The following is a 17,632-nucleotide window of genomic DNA, read 5'->3' on the forward strand; positions in this document are numbered from 1 at the left end:
CGATGCGGTCAATGTCGGGCAGCTCAATGCCGTCAACGAGACCGCCAACGCCGGCTGGGACATCAGTGCCGAAGGCGAGAATGCCAGCAATGTGGCGCCGGGCGATACCGTCGACCTGGCCAACACCGATGGCAACATCGAGGTTAGCAAGAGTGCAGACAGTGACAATGTTACCTTCGACCTGGCTGATGACCTCAACGCCACCAGCCTGACCCTGGGTGATGAGACCCAGTCCACCACGTTGAACGATAGTGGCCTAAGCATTGCCAATGGCCCGAGCATGACCACTGACGGCATCGATGCCGCGGGTGACGTGATCAGCAATGTCGGCGATGGCGTGGCCGATAGTGATGCGGTCAATGTTGGGCAGTTGAACACCGCCACCAATGACCTGGATGGCGAACTGACCGCCAAGGGCCTCAACTTCGTGGGCAATGAAGGCGGCGAAGTGCACCGCGACCTGGGCCAGACCCTGGCGATCAGCGGCGAGGCCATCACGACCGGCAATTACAGTGGGGCCAACCTCAAGACCGTGACTGACCCGGCCACCGGCGCAGTCCAGCTGCAGCTGGCCGAGTCGCCCCAGTTCGGTGAGGTAACCATCAACACCACGGATGCGGATGGCAATGGTGGTGCGACCATCAATGGCCTGAGCAACACCACCTTCGATGGTGACAACATCACTTCCGGTCAGGCCGCGACGGAAGACCAGTTGGCTGCGGTCAGCGAGACGGCCAACGCCGGCTGGGACATCAGTGCGCAAGGCGAGAACGCCAGCAATGTGGCACCGGGCGACAGCGTCGATCTGGCCAACACTGATGGCAATATCACCATCAGCAAGACGGCAGACAGTGACAATGTCACCTTCGATCTGGCCGATGACCTCAACGCCACCAGCCTGACCCTGGGCGATGAGACGCAGAACACCACGCTGGATGGTAACGGCCTGACGATTGCCAACGGCCCCAGCGTGACCACGGATGGCATCGATGCCGGTGGCGATGTCATCAGCAATGTCGGCGACGGTGTGGCGGATAGCGACGCGGTCAATGTCGGGCAGCTCAATGCCGTCAACGAGATGGCTAACGCCGGCTGGAACCTCACTGCGCAAGGCGAGAACGCCAGCAATGTGGCACCGGGCGACACCGTCGACCTGGCCAACACCGATGGCAACATCGAAGTCAGCAAGACAGCAGACAGCGACAATGTCACCTTCGACCTGGCTGATGACCTCAACGCCACCAGCCTGACCCTGGGTGATGAGACCCAGTCCACCACGTTGAACGATAGTGGCCTAAGCATTGCCAATGGCCCCAGCGTGACCACTGACGGCATCGATGCTGCGGGTGATGTGATTAGCAATGTCGGCGATGGCGTGGCGGACAGCGACGCGGTCAATGTGGGCCAGTTGAATGCTGTCAGTGAAACAGCCAACACCGGCTGGGACATCAGTGCCGAAGGCGAGAATGCCAGCAATGTGGCACCGGGCGACAGCGTCGACCTAGCCAACAACGATGGCAACATCGAGGTCAGCAAGAGTGCAGACAGTGACAATGTGACCTTCGACCTGGCTGATGACCTCAACGCCAACAGCCTGGCCCTGGGCGATACCACCCAGAACACCATGCTGGATGGCAACGGCCTGACGATTGCCAATGGCCCGAGCGTGACCACTGACGGCATCGATGCCGCGGGTGACGTGATCAGCAATGTCGGCGATGGCGTGGCCGATAGCGATGCGGTCAATGTGGGGCAGTTGAACACCACCACCAATGACCTGGATGGCGAACTGACCGCTAAGGGCCTCAACTTCGTGGGCAATGAAGGCGACGTGGTGCATCGTGATCTGGGCCAGACCCTGGCGATCAGTGGCGAGGCCATCACGACCGGCGATTACAGTGGGGCCAACCTCAAGACCGTGACTGACCCGACCACCGGCGCAGTCCAGCTGCAGCTAGCTGAATCACCCCAGTTCGGTGATATCACCATCAATACCGTGGATACCGAAGGCAATGGGGGCGCGACCATCAATGGCCTGAGTAACACCACTTTTGACGCCGACAACTTCATTTCCGGGCAGGCAGCCACGGAAGACCAGTTGGCAAGGGTCGAAGCGATTGCTTCATCTGGCTGGGAATTAGGCACAATAAATGGCAACGGAGGGGTACGCGAAGGTCGGGAACTCGATGATGTCACAACCATCGATCCAGGTGAGGTTGCCGTCTTGTCCAACAACGATCCTAACATCGGTATTGCCATGGACGGCAACGAGGTGGTCTTTAGCCTGGCTGATGACCTGTCCGTCAACAGCATCACTCTAGGTGACGATACTCAGTCGACCATACTGGATGGTAGTGGCCTGAGCATTGCCAATGGCCCGAGCGTGACTACCGATGGTATCGATGCCGGAAATCAGAAAGTCACCAATGTGTCCGCAGGTGAGGAAGACACCGATGCGGTGAACGTGGGGCAGCTCAACCAGGCGGTTACGGAAAGTACCGAGCTGGTGGTGAAATATGACAATGAGAATAAAGATACGGTTACCCTGGAGGGTGAGGAAGGGACGTCTATCACCAACCTTGCAGATGGCAGGATCAGTGAGGAGAGCACTGATGCCATCAATGGTTCTCAGCTTCATGCGACCCATCAGGTGATCAATGAGCTGGGTGATGCATTCACCTTTATCTCGGGTTCCAGCGACACCATCAATCTTGATGAGATGGGGGTTGGTATCCGCTATGCGCGCACCAATGAGACGGGTTTGGAGCAAAGAGACTCCTTTGCTGAAGCGAAAGGGGCCACTGCCGTGGGCTATGAAGCAAGGTCCACGGAGGAGCAGGCACTCGCGCTGGGGTATCAGGCTACCGCTGCTCATCAGGGCAGTGTAGCGCTAGGTGCAGGGGCTCAGACCGATGAAGCGGTGGGTACTGCATCGGTGGTTATCAATGGCCAGACGTATATGTTCGCTGGTGCCAACCCTGTGGCGACCGTCAGTGTTGGTCGTGCCGGAGCCGAACGTACCATTACCCATGTAGCAGCGGGACGTATCAGTGCCGATAGCACCGATGCGATCAACGGTAGCCAGTTGTATGCCACCCATCAGGCCGTCAGTGGCGTTGCCCGTCAGGTAAACAATGTCACCGATGAGGTGAATGAGTTGAGTGATCAGGCCGTCAAGTACGATAGCAATGATGATGGCACCACCAACCACGACGTGATCACGCTAGAAGGCGATGGTGGTACCACGATTGCCAATCTGGCGGATGGCGAAGTCTCTGAAGACAGCACCGACGCGGTCAATGGCAGTCAGTTGTGGGATGTTCAGAACCAGATTACCAATATCGAGCAGGGTGGGTCCCGTTACTTCAAGGCGAATTCCGACAGGGCGGATGCCGTGGCCGTGGGGCGGGAGTCTGTGGCTGCAGGACCACAAAGCGTTGCGCGTGCGGATGACAGTAGTGCCATTGGTGCCAGGGCTGAAGTGACGGCAGATGGTGGCGTGGCGCTTGGTGCTGATGCCGTGGCGGACCGTGAAGGCATGAATGGCAAGCGAGAGCGCTTCTCCAACACGGTAGTGAGTTCCAGTAAAGGCGCCGTGTCGGTGGGGAGTGCTGGCAATGAGCGCCAGATCACCCATGTCGCGGGTGGTACCCAGGCGACGGATGCGGTCAACGTGCGTCAACTGGAAGCCGTTCAGGCTGGTGCCGTCAATTACGACCGCCGCAGCGACGGCAGCACGGACTATACCTCGGTGACCTTTGGTCATGGCGGAGAGCCGACACGCCTGCGCAATGTGGCTCCAGGTGTTGATGCGACGGATGCGGCGAACGTGGGGCAATTGCAGGAAATGGGCAGCCAGTTCAACCATGCCATTTCTGGTGTCTATGACAAGATCGATGAAGTCGAGGAGGGTGCCTACGCAGGTGTGGCGTCGGCCTTGGCAGCAGCTTCCACTCCTCAGGCCACGATGCCTGGCAAGAGCATGTTCTCTGCTGGAGGTGGCTACTACAACGGCGAGTCAGCGGTCGCCGTGGGAGTTTCCCGCTTGTCCGACAATGGGCGTTGGGTGGTCAAGGCAAATGCGACTGGCGATTCGCAGAGTAACTTTGGCGCTGGTGTTGGTGTCGGCTGGCATTGGTAAGGGGAGCGGGAAAATGACTAACAAGCGTAGTTTCCTTCAATCGAAGATCAGGCGATTGGTACCTCTTGCGATAGCCACGGCACTGGTGGGATGCAGCACAGCGGCGACGGATGGAGAGACTATCAAGGCGGGGAATGGATTCCCTGCTCGGGATAGTGCCTGGGTAAAAGGTGGCACCTTTGTTGATCCTGATAGCGTAATGCGTGTCGCTGAAGGCATGAACAAGGATCAGGTGAGATACCTGTTGGGTAATCCTCAGTTCAGCGAAGGTATGTTCGGCGTGAAGGAGTGGAACTATGTGTTCAACTTCTACACGGGTAATGGGCGGGAGTACCTTTCCTGCCAATATCAGGTGCAGTTTGATAGAGACATGAGTGTCGAGACGACACGTTGGCGAGATTCTCAGTGTGCAGAGTTGCTCATACCTGTAGAGGTTGAGTCTGTAGAGGACAATGCCGACCGGGTGGCCCTGAATGGCGATCTGCTGTTCGACTTCGATAGTGCGGTTCTGGGGCTGGAGGGTAAGCGAGCACTGGATCGGGTAGCGATGATCCTGCAGCAGGAATATATCAGTCCAGCCGTGAATGTGCTGGGGTATGCCGACCCGTTGGGTGGTGCCGCCTACAATGAGCGTCTATCGCAGCAACGTGCAGATGTAGTCAAGGAGTACTTGGTGGCACGAGGTCTGTCGAGTAGCCAGATCGTGGCACTGGGCCGAGGAGAAGATGATCCTCTTGCGCACTGCCAGGAGCTCGATTCCCGCAGTGCACTTCAGCAGTGTTTCCAGCCTAATCGAAGAGTCGAGATTGTGATTGCGGAAGCTGACTGAGCGAGCATTCCATCATCCGCATGTTGGATCTTGAAATGCAGATAAATGAAGCTTGAAGGAAGGTCATGTCATGGGTGTGAAGACATATACGTTGGGTCTTGCTGTCGCTGCTGTGGTGGGGATTCTGGTGGGAGCCGCCGGTGTCTATGCCACATCCGGGCAGAACAAGTCAGAGCAGCAGAATCGAGAGCAACCAGGAACGATAGACCAAAGCCAGGTATGTGTTGCCACCACTGACGAGCAGGTGTTGTCCTGTGAAGTCGGCAAGCCTTTCATGGCGAGGCTCAACCTGAATGGCAATGATGTCAGCCCCTTGGCGCTTGAGCAGCGGGTTCTGAATACCATGGCGCTGTACTGTGATACCAACTACCCCATCCACCATACTCAGACCGGAGTGTTGTGTGTACTGACGGATGCCCGCATCGACAAGTTGCCGTCTTCCTCTGGCCAGATCGAAGAAGCGCCAGAGCAGGAGAGTAACAGCTAATCCGTCAATCGTTCGGGGGTTTCCGGGAAGAACTCAGGCCAGAAACTCCAGGTGCATTCAACTATTCTGGTCAACATGCATGAGTTCTTGGCCAGGGAGTGGGGTATGGGACGCAAGTGGATATTGGCCGGAGTGGTCTGGGCCATGGCCATGCCGGCCATGGCAGACTATGCAACAGGTCTGGAAGAATTCCAGCGCGGTAATTATGCGTCTGCACTGTATGAATGGCGCCAGGAAGCAGAGAAAGGTGATGCGAAGTCACAGTTTTCCATGGGCCTGTTGTATGAGCAGGGGCTCGGTACTCGTAAGAGCTTGGAGGATGCCCGTAAATGGTATCGTCTGGCCGCCGACAATGACCATGTGCAAGCCCAGGCCAGGTTGGGGGAGTTGTATCTCACCGGAGAATTGGAAGGGGGAGGTGCTAAAGCGGCCGAGTGGTTCGAAAAGGCAGCAGGTCAGGGGAATGCGCTGGCCCAGTTTCAGCTTGGCATGCTTTATCTGGAAGGTCGCGGGGTGGTGGCCGACCCAGAAAAGGCGGCTGGTTGGCTTGAACAGGCTGCTGAGAAAGGTGTCATTCAAGCGCAGAACAATATCGGCAGCCTGTACGAGAATGGTCAGGGAGTCGAGCAGGATGCTGCCAAGGCTTTCGAGTGGTACGGGAAGGCCGCCAGGCAGGGAGATATCTATGCGCAGAACAACCTCGGCGCCATGTATGCCAAGGGCAAGGGCGTCGAGCGCAATAATGCCTGGGCGGTATTCTGGTTCACTATGGCGGCGAAGGGTGGCAATGAGGTTGCCGTCGACAACATTCCTGAAGTACTCGACCGGTTGGCAATCAAGCAGGTAGCGGGTTCACGCGTCAATATTCGTCGTGGAGCGGGCACCGACTACGACGTGGTGGCAGTGTTGAGGCGTGATGACAACGTTCATGTGCTGGGAGAAACGGAAGGTTGGAGCCAAGTCTATTTTGAGCTGAATGACTTTCCTGAGTTAGGCTGGGTGTCATCATCGTTGTTAAAGTAATCACGTCTGTAGTCATTCTTTTGCATGAATTTTTTGATTCCGCATGCTGAGTCTCGTGATGTTTTGTGCTGAATTTGTCAGATTTTTCTGATCCATGTCATTGACGTAGGCAAGACATGAACGACAAAATTCTCCCCTTTTGAAAACGGTGTTCTATAAAGGGAATGTCATGAAGAAGCGTCTTGCCCTCGCTGCGGCTTTTCTTGTCGGTGCTTGTGTCACGGCATCGAGTGTTCAGGCCGAACAGTGGTATGTGGGCGGTAGTGCGATGTTCTGGGATGCAGATGACAGCCATCATTCCGGTGACGATGATATCGGCTGGCGCCTGAACGGTGGTGCTCAGTTCAATCGCTATTTCGCTGTGGAAGGCCAACTGGGCGGCGGCTCTCATTTCGACTATCTGACGGGGATCTATGCCAAAGGCATTCTGCCGCTGTCCCAGGGCATTCGCCTGTATGGGTTGGCGGGTCTTGCCGAAGTCGACTTCCACCACGGCGATGATAATGATGTTTCCTGGGGATTTGGAGGGGAACTGGACTTGAGCCCCAAGTTGTCCCTGGGAGCCGACTACATGAACTATCTGGATGGTTCGCGTTATGATTTCGATGCTGTCAGCGTAGGCCTGCGCTATCGTTTCTAGGCAGAGCCTTGTTATCGCTGAGCATTATCATCCCTGATCAATCAAAAGCGCCCCTGTCAGTCATCCGGCAGGGGCGCTTTGTGTCTGTCTGGCGATCAAATATCTGAACGCTGGCTCGCCTGAATAGCTGTCAGGGCGATGGTGTAGACGATGTCGTCCACCAGGGCGCCTCGGGACAGGTCATTGACCGGTTTGTTCAGTCCCTGAAGCATGGGACCGATACTGACGACCCGGGCGCTGCGCTGGACTGCCTTGTAAGTGGTGTTTCCTGTATTCAGGTCCGGGAAGACGAAAACCGTCGCACGGCCTGCCACTGGCGAGCCAGGAGCTTTCTGTTGGCCTACGCTGGCGATAGCGGCTGCGTCATATTGCAGAGGGCCGTCAATGGCCAGGTGAGGCGCTCTCTCCTTGGCGATACGCGTGGCTTCACGCACCTTGTCCACATCAGCACCACTCCCGGAGACTCCAGTGGAGTAGCTGATCATGGCCACCCTGGGTTCTATGCCAAAGGCTTGTGCTGAAGCTGCGCTCTGCAGTGCGATTTCGGCAAGCGTTTCGGCATCGGGATCCGGATTCACCGCACAGTCGCCATAGACGACGACCTGCTCAGGCAGCAGCATGAAGAACACTGAAGATACTTGGCGATATCCCGGTGCACTTTTTATCAACTGGAACGCAGGACGTACGGTATTGGCGGTGGTATGAACTGCCCCAGAAACAAGGCCATCCACTTCGCCTTCGGCCAGCATCATGGTGCCCAGCACCACGTTATCCTGTAGCTGATCTTCTGCGGTCAACTCGTTGAGCTTGCCTTTACGACGTTCGACCATAGGGGCGATGAAGCGCGAGCGTTCCTCATCAGGGTCGAGGATCGTCAGTTCCTCGGGCAATTCCAGGCCACGAGTGGCAGCCACTTCCACGATGTCCTGACGTTTGCCCAGCAGGACACAGTCGGCGATGCCTCTGTTCTGGCACAGGATAGCGGCCTCCAGGGTGCGTGGTTCATTGCCTTCAGGAAGCACGATGCGCCGTCGCTGGCACTGGGCCATGCTGACCAGTTTGTGGCGAAAGGCTGCTGGTGACAGGCGCCGAGGGACATCATGCTGTACACACTGGGTCAGCCAGTCGAGGTCGAAGTGGCTGGCTACATAGTGTGCCACCGACTCAGCCCTGTCAGGATCATCGGCAGGAATATGATTGGGCATGTCCTTCAACTGCGACACGGTGGTATAGCTGTCGGTCGCAACGGACAACACCGGCAGGCCGGATTCCAGGGCGGGGCGACAGAAGTCTATCAGGGCGTCGCTGGGGGTTTCGCCATGGGTAAATAGCAGGCCCGCCAATTGGACCCCGTTGCGGGCAGCCAGGGCGGTTGCCAGGATGGTGTCGTCACGATCGGCGGGGGTGACGATCAGCATGCCAGGGCGCAAGGCATAGAGCAGGTGTTCGGCGTTGCGCGCACACAAGGCGGTGCCCGTCACGCGGCGTTGGTGGGCATCGCCCTCGTGCAGCAACCTGGCTCCCAGGGCCTTGGCCACATCCTGGGTACGGGGGGCGCTAAGAGAGGCCCAGTAAGGGACCGCTGCGATCAACGGCAGAGGTTGGCCGGTGAGTGAAGCAACCTGCTGTTGCCAGTGTTGTCGGAGTGACTTGGCGTCACTGTCTGTCACGGCTTCTGCCATGGTTGGCTGAGTCCGCTCGCTGGTGTCTTCCTCCCCTGTTGGAGGGAGGCGCATAAGCATGACCCCTTGGGTGTAATGAGTACCGTAGGCGTCTATGCGCTGGCGGTGCAGGCGCAGACGCTCTATCAACTGCTGGGGTGAAGCGGTGTGGCCATCGGCCACTAGAATCACCTGGGCGTTCAGAGCACTGGCCAATTGTGCATTGACGTCCAGGGCATAGGAAGCCTGCAGGCCTGGTCGTAATCCCTCGACGACAATGATGGCAGGAGCATGGCCGTCGAGGGGCTGGGCGATATGTGCATGCCGTTCCACTACCAGTTCGAGCATGGCATCGCCATCACCCCGATGAACCAGATTCTCAAGAATGTGGTAAGGCACCGGTTCAGGAGAATCCAGCCCTAGAGACGTGGAGACCAGTGTGCGGGTACGCTGTGCTGAATCATCCCCGGCGGGAGCCTGGCACACGGCCTGGAGAAAGCCGGCTTTCAGCCCCAGAGTGTCAATACTACGCAACAGGCCGAGGCAGGCGGAGGTGAGTGCGACGCCAGGGTCGACAGGGACCAGCAGCAAGGTCGAGGGCTCGCGCATCTTCATGCTGGTACCTCCTGGGGATGACGGGATGCTTGCGTGTCACTCATGTTGTCGAGCAGATGCCGTGTCTGCACGGCAATATAGCCTTCTTCATCTGTGGGAATGACCCACAGCTCCAGGCCTCTGCCCACATCGATACGTCCTTCCATGCCACGCGGCAGCTCGCCATTACTGTTGGGGGAGAGATGTACACCAAGGTGGGTGAGGTATGTCAGAGTGCGAGCCCGAATAAGTGGCGAGTTTTCGCCGATGCCGCCCGTGAAAGCAAGACCATGCAGCATGGGTAGTGCACAGGACAAACCCGCAATGCTCTTGGCCAGACGATAGCAGAAGACATCGATGGCCAGTTTGGCCCCAGCGTGGCCTTCTGCAGCTGACTGTTCCAGTTCGCGCATGTCGTTGGTCAAGCCGGATAGCCCCAGCAGCCCGCTGCGTTGATTGAGCAGTTGATCGATATCATGGCTGCTCCAGCCACACTGATGCATCAGGTGCAAAAGGATTCCAGGATCGATATCGCCACTGCGAGTCCCCATCACCAAGCCTTCCAGCGGGGTCATGCCCATGCTGGTATCGATGCTCTGGCCTTGCCAGATGGCCGTTGCCGAAGCGCCATTACCGAGATGGGCAATGATCCAGCCACCACGGCCCTGGGCGCTCAGGATGGACAGTCTTTCCGCCACATAGGCATGACTGCTGCCATGGAAGCCGTAACGGCGGATGCCATGACATTCATAGAGTTCTGCGGGGATGGCGTAACGGTACGCGTGTTCGGGCAATGTCTGATGGAATGCTGTATCGAACACGGCGACTTGAGGGAGTCCGGGAAACAGCTCCTGAGTGGCCGTAATACCTTCGAGGTTGGCTGGATTGTGCAGGGGGGCCAGGGTGGTGGTTTCACGGATATCTTGAACCACGTCCTGGTCGATCAAGGTCGCCTGAGTGAAGCGTTCTCCGCCATGGACGACGCGGTGTCCAATAGCGATTGGCCGGCAGCTGCCCAGATTGTCGAGAATGGCTTTCAAGGCTTCGCCATGGCTCGCTCCAGGCAATTCAATGGTCGTCTTCTCGCCTTGGAGATTGCGTAAGCGCAGGATGGCGCGATCACTTCCGAGTCGCTCGGCAATACCAGACAGGCGGGGCTGGCCTGAAACAGCAGGAATCAGTGCGTACTTGAGCGACGACGAACCGCAGTTGATGACGAGAATGGGAGCGTCCATACCATCTCCATGACGAGAGAAAGGCGCGAACTCTAGCTTGCTGGAACAACGCGACTATTGATCTGGATAGGTATTTCAGGTGCATTGTTTGTAGAGTTTGCCCCTATTTGAACTAGATCAACGGCAAGCGTGTTGTTACTAGACTTTAGTATAGTAATGGGCTATGAGCGTGTTGCTCATAGCCCATTGTTGACGGCATCTCGCTGTTGCGTATCACCCGTTGAGGTGGTTCCTGGCAGCCGGGTCAAACCTCCTTGTACAACTCGGCGCCTTGCTCGCGGAATGCTCGGGCCTTGTCTTCCATGCCACTCATGATGGCATCCGCATCGCCCTTCAGTTCGTGCTGCTCCGCATAATCGCGGACTTCCTGGCTGATTTTCATGGAGCAGAACTTGGGGCCACACATCGAGCAGAAGTGGGCGACCTTGGCCGAGTCCTTGGGCAATGTTTCATCGTGGAATTCCCGTGCTGTATCCGGGTCGAGGCCCAGGTTGAACTGGTCTTCCCAGCGGAACTCGAAGCGTGCCTTGGACAGCGCATTGTCGCGGCGCTGGGCAGCTGGATGCCCCTTCGCCAGGTCCGCTGCATGTGCGGCAATCTTGTAAGTGATAATGCCGGTCTTGACGTCATCCTTGTTGGGCAGCCCCAGGTGCTCCTTGGGTGTTACATAGCAGAGCATGGCGCAGCCGAACCAGCCGATCATGGCAGCACCAATGCCGGAGGTGATGTGATCGTAGCCTGGGGCAATATCCGTCACCAGCGGGCCAAGGGTGTAGAAAGGCGCTTCATCACAGTACTCAAGCTGCTTGTCCATGTTCTCCTTGACCAGGTGCATGGGGACGTGACCTGGGCCTTCGATCATGACCTGGACATCGTGCTTCCAGGCAATGCGGGTCAGTTCTCCCAGCGTCTTGAGCTCTGCCATCTGGGCCTCGTCATTGGCATCGGCCACAGAGCCGGGACGCAGGCCATCCCCGAGGGAGAAGGCGACATCATACTGTTTGCAGATCTCGCAGATTTCCTCGAAATGGGTGTAGAGGAAGCTCTCCTGATGGTGGTACAGGCACCATTTGGCCATGATCGAACCGCCTCGAGAAACGATGCCCGTCACCCGGTTGGCGGTCAGTGGGACATAGCGCAGCAATACCCCGGCATGAATGGTGAAATAATCCACGCCTTGTTCGGCCTGTTCGATCAGGGTGTCGCGGAAGACTTCCCAGGTCAGGTTTTCTGCGACGCCGTTGACCTTTTCAAGGGCCTGGTAAATGGGAACCGTGCCAATGGGAACCGGGGAATTGCGGATGATCCATTCGCGTGTTTCATGAATGTTCTGCCCGGTGGACAGGTCCATGATGGTGTCCGCTCCCCAGCGAATCCCCCAGGTCATCTTGTCGACTTCTTCTTCGATAGAGGAAGTGACGGCTGAGTTACCCAGGTTGCCGTTGATCTTTACCAGGAAGTTGCGCCCGATAATCATCGGTTCAGATTCGGGATGGTTGATATTGCAGGGAATGATGGCACGACCTTCCGCCACTTCCTGGCGTACAAACTCAGGGGTGATCTCTTGCGGCAGGCGTGCACCAAATCCCTGGCCGGGATGCTGGTGGCCCAGAATACGTTCAACTTCTTCACTGCCCAGCTGTTGCCTGCGCTGGTTTTCGCGAATGGCGATGAACTCCATCTCCGGGGTGATGATACCGCGGCGAGCATAGTGGAGTTGGGTGACATTGCCCGGGCTGCCATCGGCATTGGGCTTGGCACGGCGTGGAGTGCGGCTCAGGTCGAAGCGCAGTGGTGCGAGCATGGGATCGGCGGCGCGACGGCGGCCATATTCCGAGGTCGGACCATCAAGCCATTCGGTATCGTCACGCTCGTCAATCCAGCAACGACGCAGCTCTGCCAGTCCCTTGCGCAGGTCGATAGTGGCTCCCGGGTCGGTGTACGGGCCCGAAGTATCGTAGACCAGCAGCGGCGGATTCTGTTCATCTTCCGCGCTGGTGCGGGTCGGCGACAGGGAAATTTCGCGGAAGGGGACGCGGATATCCGGTCGGGAGCCCTCCACATGGATCTTGCGCGACCCTGGCAGTGGTTGAATGGCTGCTTCGTCGACACGGGCGGTTTCCGCCAGAAAATGAGCCGTCTTGGACATGGGCGTTCTCCTCGGTGTGATTATGGTTATTGCCGTGATTGTGGTTATTGTCTTGATGGTGACGATGACAGGGGTGATAGCTTGTCAGGGGCAGTCTTCAGTCGCTGAGATCGAGACCCATCTGCCAGAAATCGATCTCGAGACGAGTGGCGTCGCGGAAGATGGTGGCGAGACGTGAGAAGCGCTGAGGGGAAACCTGGGCCAGTTGAGCGTCGAGCCATTCCTGCTCGGACTGAGCGGCTTGCTGAAATGCTTCACCCTCATACATGGCGATCCAGGCATCGAAGGGGTTGGCCTTGCCGCGCTGAGTGAACGACTGCTGGTTCAGCCAGGTAGCGATGTCGGCATACCCGACCATGCAGGGAGATAGCGCAATGCGCAGGTCGAGCAGGTCTCCACGGCTACCGGTATCAAGTACATAGCGGGTATACGCCAGTGTGGCTCGGGCTTCTGGCAACTCAGCGAGATCCTGTTCATGGATGCCCCACTCGCGGCAGAAGTTGATATGCAACTGGAGTTCGGTATCGAGGATGGTTTGCAGGCCAGCATATGCCGCACGCAGCTCAGTCACGGACTGGCTCTTGTAGGCTGCCAGGGCATAGGCTCGGGCAAACTGGATCAGAAACAGGTAATCCTGCTGCAGGTAATGACGGAATGCCGCACTGTCCAGCGAGCCGTGGCCGAGCTGGCGGACAAAGTCATGCTCGATATAAGCCGTCCATTGCTGGTGGTTGCTATCGATCAGGTCGTTGAAGCAGTAGCCCATATGGCCTCCGGTCATGAAGATCCGGGGCAATTGGGTAGCGAAGAGGCGAGGAGAATATGCGGAGTGGGGACGGTCTGGCAGTAACGGAGAGAAGGTTTTGTCTACCACCTCTTTGTCCACCACCGCCTGATTCCCTACGCCGGTTCACTGGCTGCGTTTGTCATTGAAGGAGCAAACGAAGACCATCACCCGGATCAGGTTCCACGGGACCAGCGCTGTGTGCTGCTTTCCTGCCAGGCAGATTGGACCTGCCTTTCAGATCAACTCGCACTTGCGCCATCTCAGCCGGATTGACCGGCACCCCGTCAAGCGATGCGAAACAGCATAGCACCCCCAAGGGGCTGCGGGAAGCCACGATGCCCACTGATGCTCCAGTATCAGGGCATCAGTGGGCATCGTGGCATGTCCTGCTAATTGCGCTGTCGTTTCAAGAAAGTACGTGGACTCTTGTTCCAGCGACGTGTGAAGGACTGTATCGGCATGTCCTTTGGGAGCTCCGGAGGAGGAGAAGCAGGTTCTGCTGCTTCCGTGGCTGGATCAGGATAGTGCATCTCGGCGATAACGGCTGGTGGTTGGGTTTCACTCGGCACCAGTAACAGGCCGGCGCGGCGCAGACGCCGACCGATGCTCAGGCTGCTGCTCCAACGCACCAACAGTGCCGCCAGGATCAAGCCCAGCCAGACAGGGGTCAGCCACAACCAGAAATCTCGGGTATAGGTCCAGGTCGCGAGGGACCAGATCAACCCTGCTGCGGCCAGCACCCAAGTGTGTTTCCAGGCCATCCCCCAGGGCAAGGCTCGACCCTCACGCGCTTGAGCATTCCAGGGGACGGTGCGGCCACTGATGACCTGAATGACAAAGCGGCTATGGAATACCATCATCAGTGGAGCAATCAGCATCGAAAACAGTGCTTCAAGCAACATGCTCAACGTCAGTCGAATACGACCGCCATAGGCTGGCGCTTCCCGTAACAGACCCAGTATCAGGCCCAGTAGCTTGGGCATCAGCAACATGGCCAGGGTGCCGGTGAGCAATGGCATGATCAGGTTGGGTGGTGCAATGGGCCAGTTGGGGAACAGCTGGTAGCTGGAAGTGAAAAAGTTGGGGGGAATCAGTGCGCGTACCAAGGCATCAAGCGTGCTGATGGTCAGGATCACGAGCCATAACAGAGACGTCAGGTAGGCCAGTGCACCACACAGGAAGTGTATGCGACTGAGGGCGTGCAGGCCGCGTCCGGTCAAGAGGCGAAGATGCTGCAGATTTCCCTGAACCCAACGCCTGTCGCGTTTGGCATAGTCGAGGATGTGGCTTGGCATTTCTTCAAAGCTGCCAGTGAGGTCCGTGCGCATGCGAACCTGCCACCCTGCACGGCGCAGCAGGGCGGCCTCGACGAAGTCATGACTATGGATATCGCCACCGAGAGGTGGTTTGCCTGGCAGTTCCGGCAAGCCGCAATGGTCGGTAAAGGCTGCCACCCGAATGATGGCATTGTGGCCGTAGTAGTTGGCAGCGGTGCCATGCCAGAAGCTCAAGCCCGTGGCCAGCATCGGGGAATAGAGCGCTGCGGCGAATTGATTGGCTCGGCCGAACAGGCTGTCCTGCCTGGCCGGGATGGGGATGGTCTGCACCAACCCGAGCCGGGGATTGGCCATCATCTCATCGATCAGCGCAATGATGCAGTCACCACTCATCAGGCTGTCGGCGTCCAGCACCAGCATGAAGTCGTAGTGCTGTCCCCAGCGTTGGCAGAAGTCGCCAAGGTTGCCTGCCTTGCGCCCGGCATTGCTGTCGCGGTGACGGTAATGAATACGGATATGTCCAGCCAGGCGTTGCTGCAGGGCTGCGATCTGCGTCTTTTCGTGAGCGACGACATCGGCCTCGGTACTGTCACTGAGGACGAAGGCCTCTACTGCCATGTCGGATGGCAACTGGGTAATGTCGCGGCAGGTGGCTTCCAGCCCAGCGACGACCCTGGCCACATCCTCATTGTGGATGGGCATGACCAGCGCGGTACGTGAATGAGTGCCTTCAGGCCGTACGGGAGGATGATATGGTCCTGGTGTGCGACGCTTCAGGCTGAGGGGGTCAATGTTGCAAAGATTCAACAAGAAACCGATCACGGCGCTCCAGAAGGACACCGTGATCCAGCTGAACGTGACGGCAAACAGGATCAGGATGGCAATCTCCACGGGAGTGATGCCACCTGCATGCAGTATGCGGAACATGGTCCAGATACCTAGCGCGCTGGTGGCCGCAATAGCCAGCCCGAGACATAAGCGTCGTAGGCGCAGGCCAGGTACCTTTAGTGCGTAAGTGTCAGAGCTCATTATCGTTCCAGATAGCGTTCCAGGTTTCACTCAACGGGCGTCCCCTCAGGTTCAGCGTAAGACGCATATCGGCGGGGCTGCCGCTTTCTGGTTCAAGGCGGAAGCTGGCACGCCAGGTCTTTCCGTCGGGTAGTGCAGTGACAAAAGCATGGCTGATCTTGCCGCTGGAAGTTGTCAAGGCTGCCTTTACGGGTTGGCTGGGGTCGAGGCCATCAAGATCTTTTCCACGGAAATCGACGATGAACTGCCGGATATTCGCGTCTGGTGGCGTATCGTGGTGTCCGTTGGCTGCCAGCCCTTGACGAGAGCGCACGACTTTAGCCAGGGTGTCATTTTCTGGTGCCGAGGCGAAGGTATAGGTGCGATAGCGATAGGTACGCGACTCTCCTGCCAGCAAGGGCGTCTTCGGTACCCAGTAGGCAGTGATGTTGTCGTTGGCCTCACTGTCAGAGGGAATCTCGACCAGTTCGACGCGGCCTTCTCCCCAGTCTCCTTGCATTTCGACCCATTGGCTGGGGCGCTTCTCATAACGGCCTTCCATGTCCAGATACGCATCGAAAGTACGTGGGCGCTGGACAAGACCAAAGCCTTTGGGAGAGGTGTCCTGCAGGCTGGTGATCTGCAGTGTTTCAGGGTTGTCCAAGACCCTCCAGGTCCATTCGCCGGTACTGGTAGCCATCAACAACCCACTGGAGTCATGCACTCTGGGACGATAGTCGTCCTGTTGATGGCGACCCATCTCACCATGCAGGAACATGCTGGTCAGTGGTGCAATGCCGAGTTTGTTGACGTCCTTGCGAGCGAACAAGCGTGCCTCTGTGACGATCTCGGTGGATTGCCCCGGGGTGATGTCAAAGCGATAAGCGCCAGATAGCGAGGGACTATCCAGCAACGCGATGATGGTCATGTGATCGGCATCGGGCTGCGGGCGAACCAGCCAGAATTCCTTGAAAGAGGGAAATTCTTCCCCCTGGGGTAGGCCTGTATTGATGGCCAGTCCTCGGGCAGACATCCCGTAGCTATTACCTCTGCCGATCAAGCGGAAGTAGGAAGCACCGAGAAATACGGCAAATTCATCGGCAGTATCAGCCCGATTCAGAGGGTAGTGTAGACGAAACCCTGTATAGCCAAGTTTGCTCAGGTCCTGGTCAGCCAGGGAGGCGACCTGGTCATCATAGCTGAAGCGGCTGCTGTCGAAAGGCAGCTCCTTGACCTCTTCACCTTCTACCAGGTGAATGGTCACAGGTTTTTTATAGAGAAAGCCTGGGTGGAACAGCTCGACTTGAAACAGACCTTGGTTGCGCCAGATGGCACGATCCTTGCGGTAGCGAATCTGGCGATATTGGTCATAACTCAATTCGGCAAGCTGCTGCGGCAACTCGCCAGAAAACTTCGGTTCCTCATAGGGGGACTGGGCCAGATCGCGGGCCTGACCGCTGACTTGCTCGAACAGCGCTTCGGGCGTAATGGCAAGTACTGAGGCGCTGAGGCCCCATAATAATAACGCCGCGAATAGTCGCAGTTGTGTTCGAGTCCATCGTTGCATCTAGCACTCCTTGCAAGTCATCCGAAATAGCTCCTGCGATAGGAACCATGCACTTAAATATTGTCGTATGGAAGTATGGAGCTCCAATAAAGGGCTCCATGGATTCGAGGGCAATTATGCAGCAGGGTTCCCTGTCACTTATAGGCGACAAGTAAAGTGGGTTTTGTTGCTGCTGGCAGACATGGTTTCCGTGAATATGGTTTCCATGGCTATTATTTCCGTGGACACCGGTCT

General features: G+C 57.4%; 11 protein-coding genes and 1 riboswitch. Of the genes, 5 read left to right on the forward strand and 6 right to left on the reverse strand.

What is annotated here, in order from left to right; all coding sequences use genetic code 11:
• The 5 genes from Q1K07_RS18885 to Q1K07_RS18905 all read left to right on the forward strand — a co-directional run.
• The coding region (locus Q1K07_RS18885; RefSeq protein WP_300314694.1) for a YadA-like family protein at positions 1-4,141 on the forward strand (4,141 nt) is incomplete at its 5' end.
• A 13-nt stretch (positions 4,142-4,154) separates the two neighbouring features.
• Positions 4,155-4,970: an OmpA family protein gene (locus Q1K07_RS18890; RefSeq protein ID WP_300314697.1), complete on the forward strand. Its 816-nt coding sequence runs from the start codon at positions 4,155-4,157 to the stop codon at positions 4,968-4,970.
• A 70-nt stretch (positions 4,971-5,040) separates the two neighbouring features.
• Positions 5,041-5,457, forward strand: a complete 417-nt coding sequence (locus tag Q1K07_RS18895; protein WP_300314699.1) for a hypothetical protein — start codon at positions 5,041-5,043, stop codon at positions 5,455-5,457.
• A 51-nt stretch (positions 5,458-5,508) separates the two neighbouring features.
• A complete protein-coding gene (locus Q1K07_RS18900) occupies positions 5,509-6,480 on the forward strand; it encodes an SH3 domain-containing protein (RefSeq protein ID WP_300314701.1) in 972 nt (323 codons plus the stop codon).
• 169 nt (positions 6,481-6,649) lie between these two features.
• Complete coding sequence (locus tag Q1K07_RS18905) at positions 6,650-7,120, forward strand: outer membrane beta-barrel protein (protein WP_300314704.1); 471 nt, start codon at positions 6,650-6,652, stop codon at positions 7,118-7,120.
• Between the two features lie 95 nt (positions 7,121-7,215).
• Here the strand turns inward: Q1K07_RS18905 and pta are convergent, their stop codons facing one another.
• From pta to Q1K07_RS18935, 6 genes are all read right to left on the reverse strand, one after another.
• A complete protein-coding gene (gene pta / locus Q1K07_RS18910; RefSeq protein WP_300314708.1) occupies positions 7,216-9,396 on the reverse strand; it encodes a phosphate acetyltransferase in 2,181 nt (726 codons plus the stop codon).
• Entirely contained in the window at positions 9,393-10,610 is a 1,218-nt protein-coding gene (locus Q1K07_RS18915) for an acetate kinase (protein ID WP_300314711.1), read from the reverse strand. Before Q1K07_RS18915 ends, pta begins: the two co-directional genes overlap by 4 nt.
• A gap of 244 nt (positions 10,611-10,854) precedes the next feature.
• Positions 10,855-12,759 carry a phosphomethylpyrimidine synthase ThiC gene (gene thiC, locus Q1K07_RS18920; RefSeq protein WP_300314714.1) on the reverse strand — a complete coding sequence of 635 codons (1,905 nt, stop codon included), beginning with the start codon at positions 12,757-12,759 and terminating at the stop codon, positions 10,855-10,857.
• Positions 12,760-12,856: 97 nt separating this feature from the next.
• On the reverse strand, positions 12,857-13,525 hold the full coding sequence (tenA, locus tag Q1K07_RS18925) for a thiaminase II (protein ID WP_300314843.1): 669 nt from the start codon (positions 13,523-13,525) through the stop codon (positions 12,857-12,859).
• A 113-nt stretch (positions 13,526-13,638) separates the two neighbouring features.
• A riboswitch (TPP riboswitch) is annotated at positions 13,639-13,840 on the reverse strand.
• A 95-nt stretch (positions 13,841-13,935) separates the two neighbouring features.
• Positions 13,936-15,852 carry a glucans biosynthesis glucosyltransferase MdoH gene (gene mdoH / locus Q1K07_RS18930; RefSeq protein ID WP_300314716.1) on the reverse strand — a complete coding sequence of 639 codons (1,917 nt, stop codon included), beginning with the start codon at positions 15,850-15,852 and terminating at the stop codon, positions 13,936-13,938.
• Complete coding sequence (locus Q1K07_RS18935; protein WP_300314719.1) at positions 15,842-17,398, reverse strand: glucan biosynthesis protein; 1,557 nt, start codon at positions 17,396-17,398, stop codon at positions 15,842-15,844. The genes mdoH and Q1K07_RS18935 overlap by 11 nt, the downstream gene beginning before the upstream one ends.
• Positions 17,399-17,632: the final 234 nt, after the last annotated feature.

The sequence above is a fragment of the Halomonas sp. genome, from assembly GCF_029263665.1.
In the GTDB taxonomy this organism is placed as follows: Bacteria; Pseudomonadota; Gammaproteobacteria; order Pseudomonadales; family Halomonadaceae; genus Halomonas.

Coding starts and splice junctions, on each gene's coding strand:
- tenA (WP_300314843.1), bottom strand. CDS start 13,525: ATGGGCTACTGCTTCAACGACCTGATCGATAGCAACCACCAGCAATGG.
- Q1K07_RS18895 (WP_300314699.1), top strand. CDS start 5,041: ATGGGTGTGAAGACATATACGTTGGGTCTTGCTGTCGCTGCTGTGGTG.
- Q1K07_RS18935 (WP_300314719.1), bottom strand. CDS start 17,398: ATGCAACGATGGACTCGAACACAACTGCGACTATTCGCGGCGTTATTA.
- mdoH (WP_300314716.1), bottom strand. CDS start 15,852: ATGAGCTCTGACACTTACGCACTAAAGGTACCTGGCCTGCGCCTACGA.
- Q1K07_RS18915 (WP_300314711.1), bottom strand. CDS start 10,610: ATGGACGCTCCCATTCTCGTCATCAACTGCGGTTCGTCGTCGCTCAAG.
- Q1K07_RS18890 (WP_300314697.1), top strand. CDS start 4,155: ATGACTAACAAGCGTAGTTTCCTTCAATCGAAGATCAGGCGATTGGTA.
- thiC (WP_300314714.1), bottom strand. CDS start 12,759: ATGTCCAAGACGGCTCATTTTCTGGCGGAAACCGCCCGTGTCGACGAA.
- Q1K07_RS18905 (WP_300314704.1), top strand. CDS start 6,650: ATGAAGAAGCGTCTTGCCCTCGCTGCGGCTTTTCTTGTCGGTGCTTGT.
- pta (WP_300314708.1), bottom strand. CDS start 9,396: ATGAAGATGCGCGAGCCCTCGACCTTGCTGCTGGTCCCTGTCGACCCT.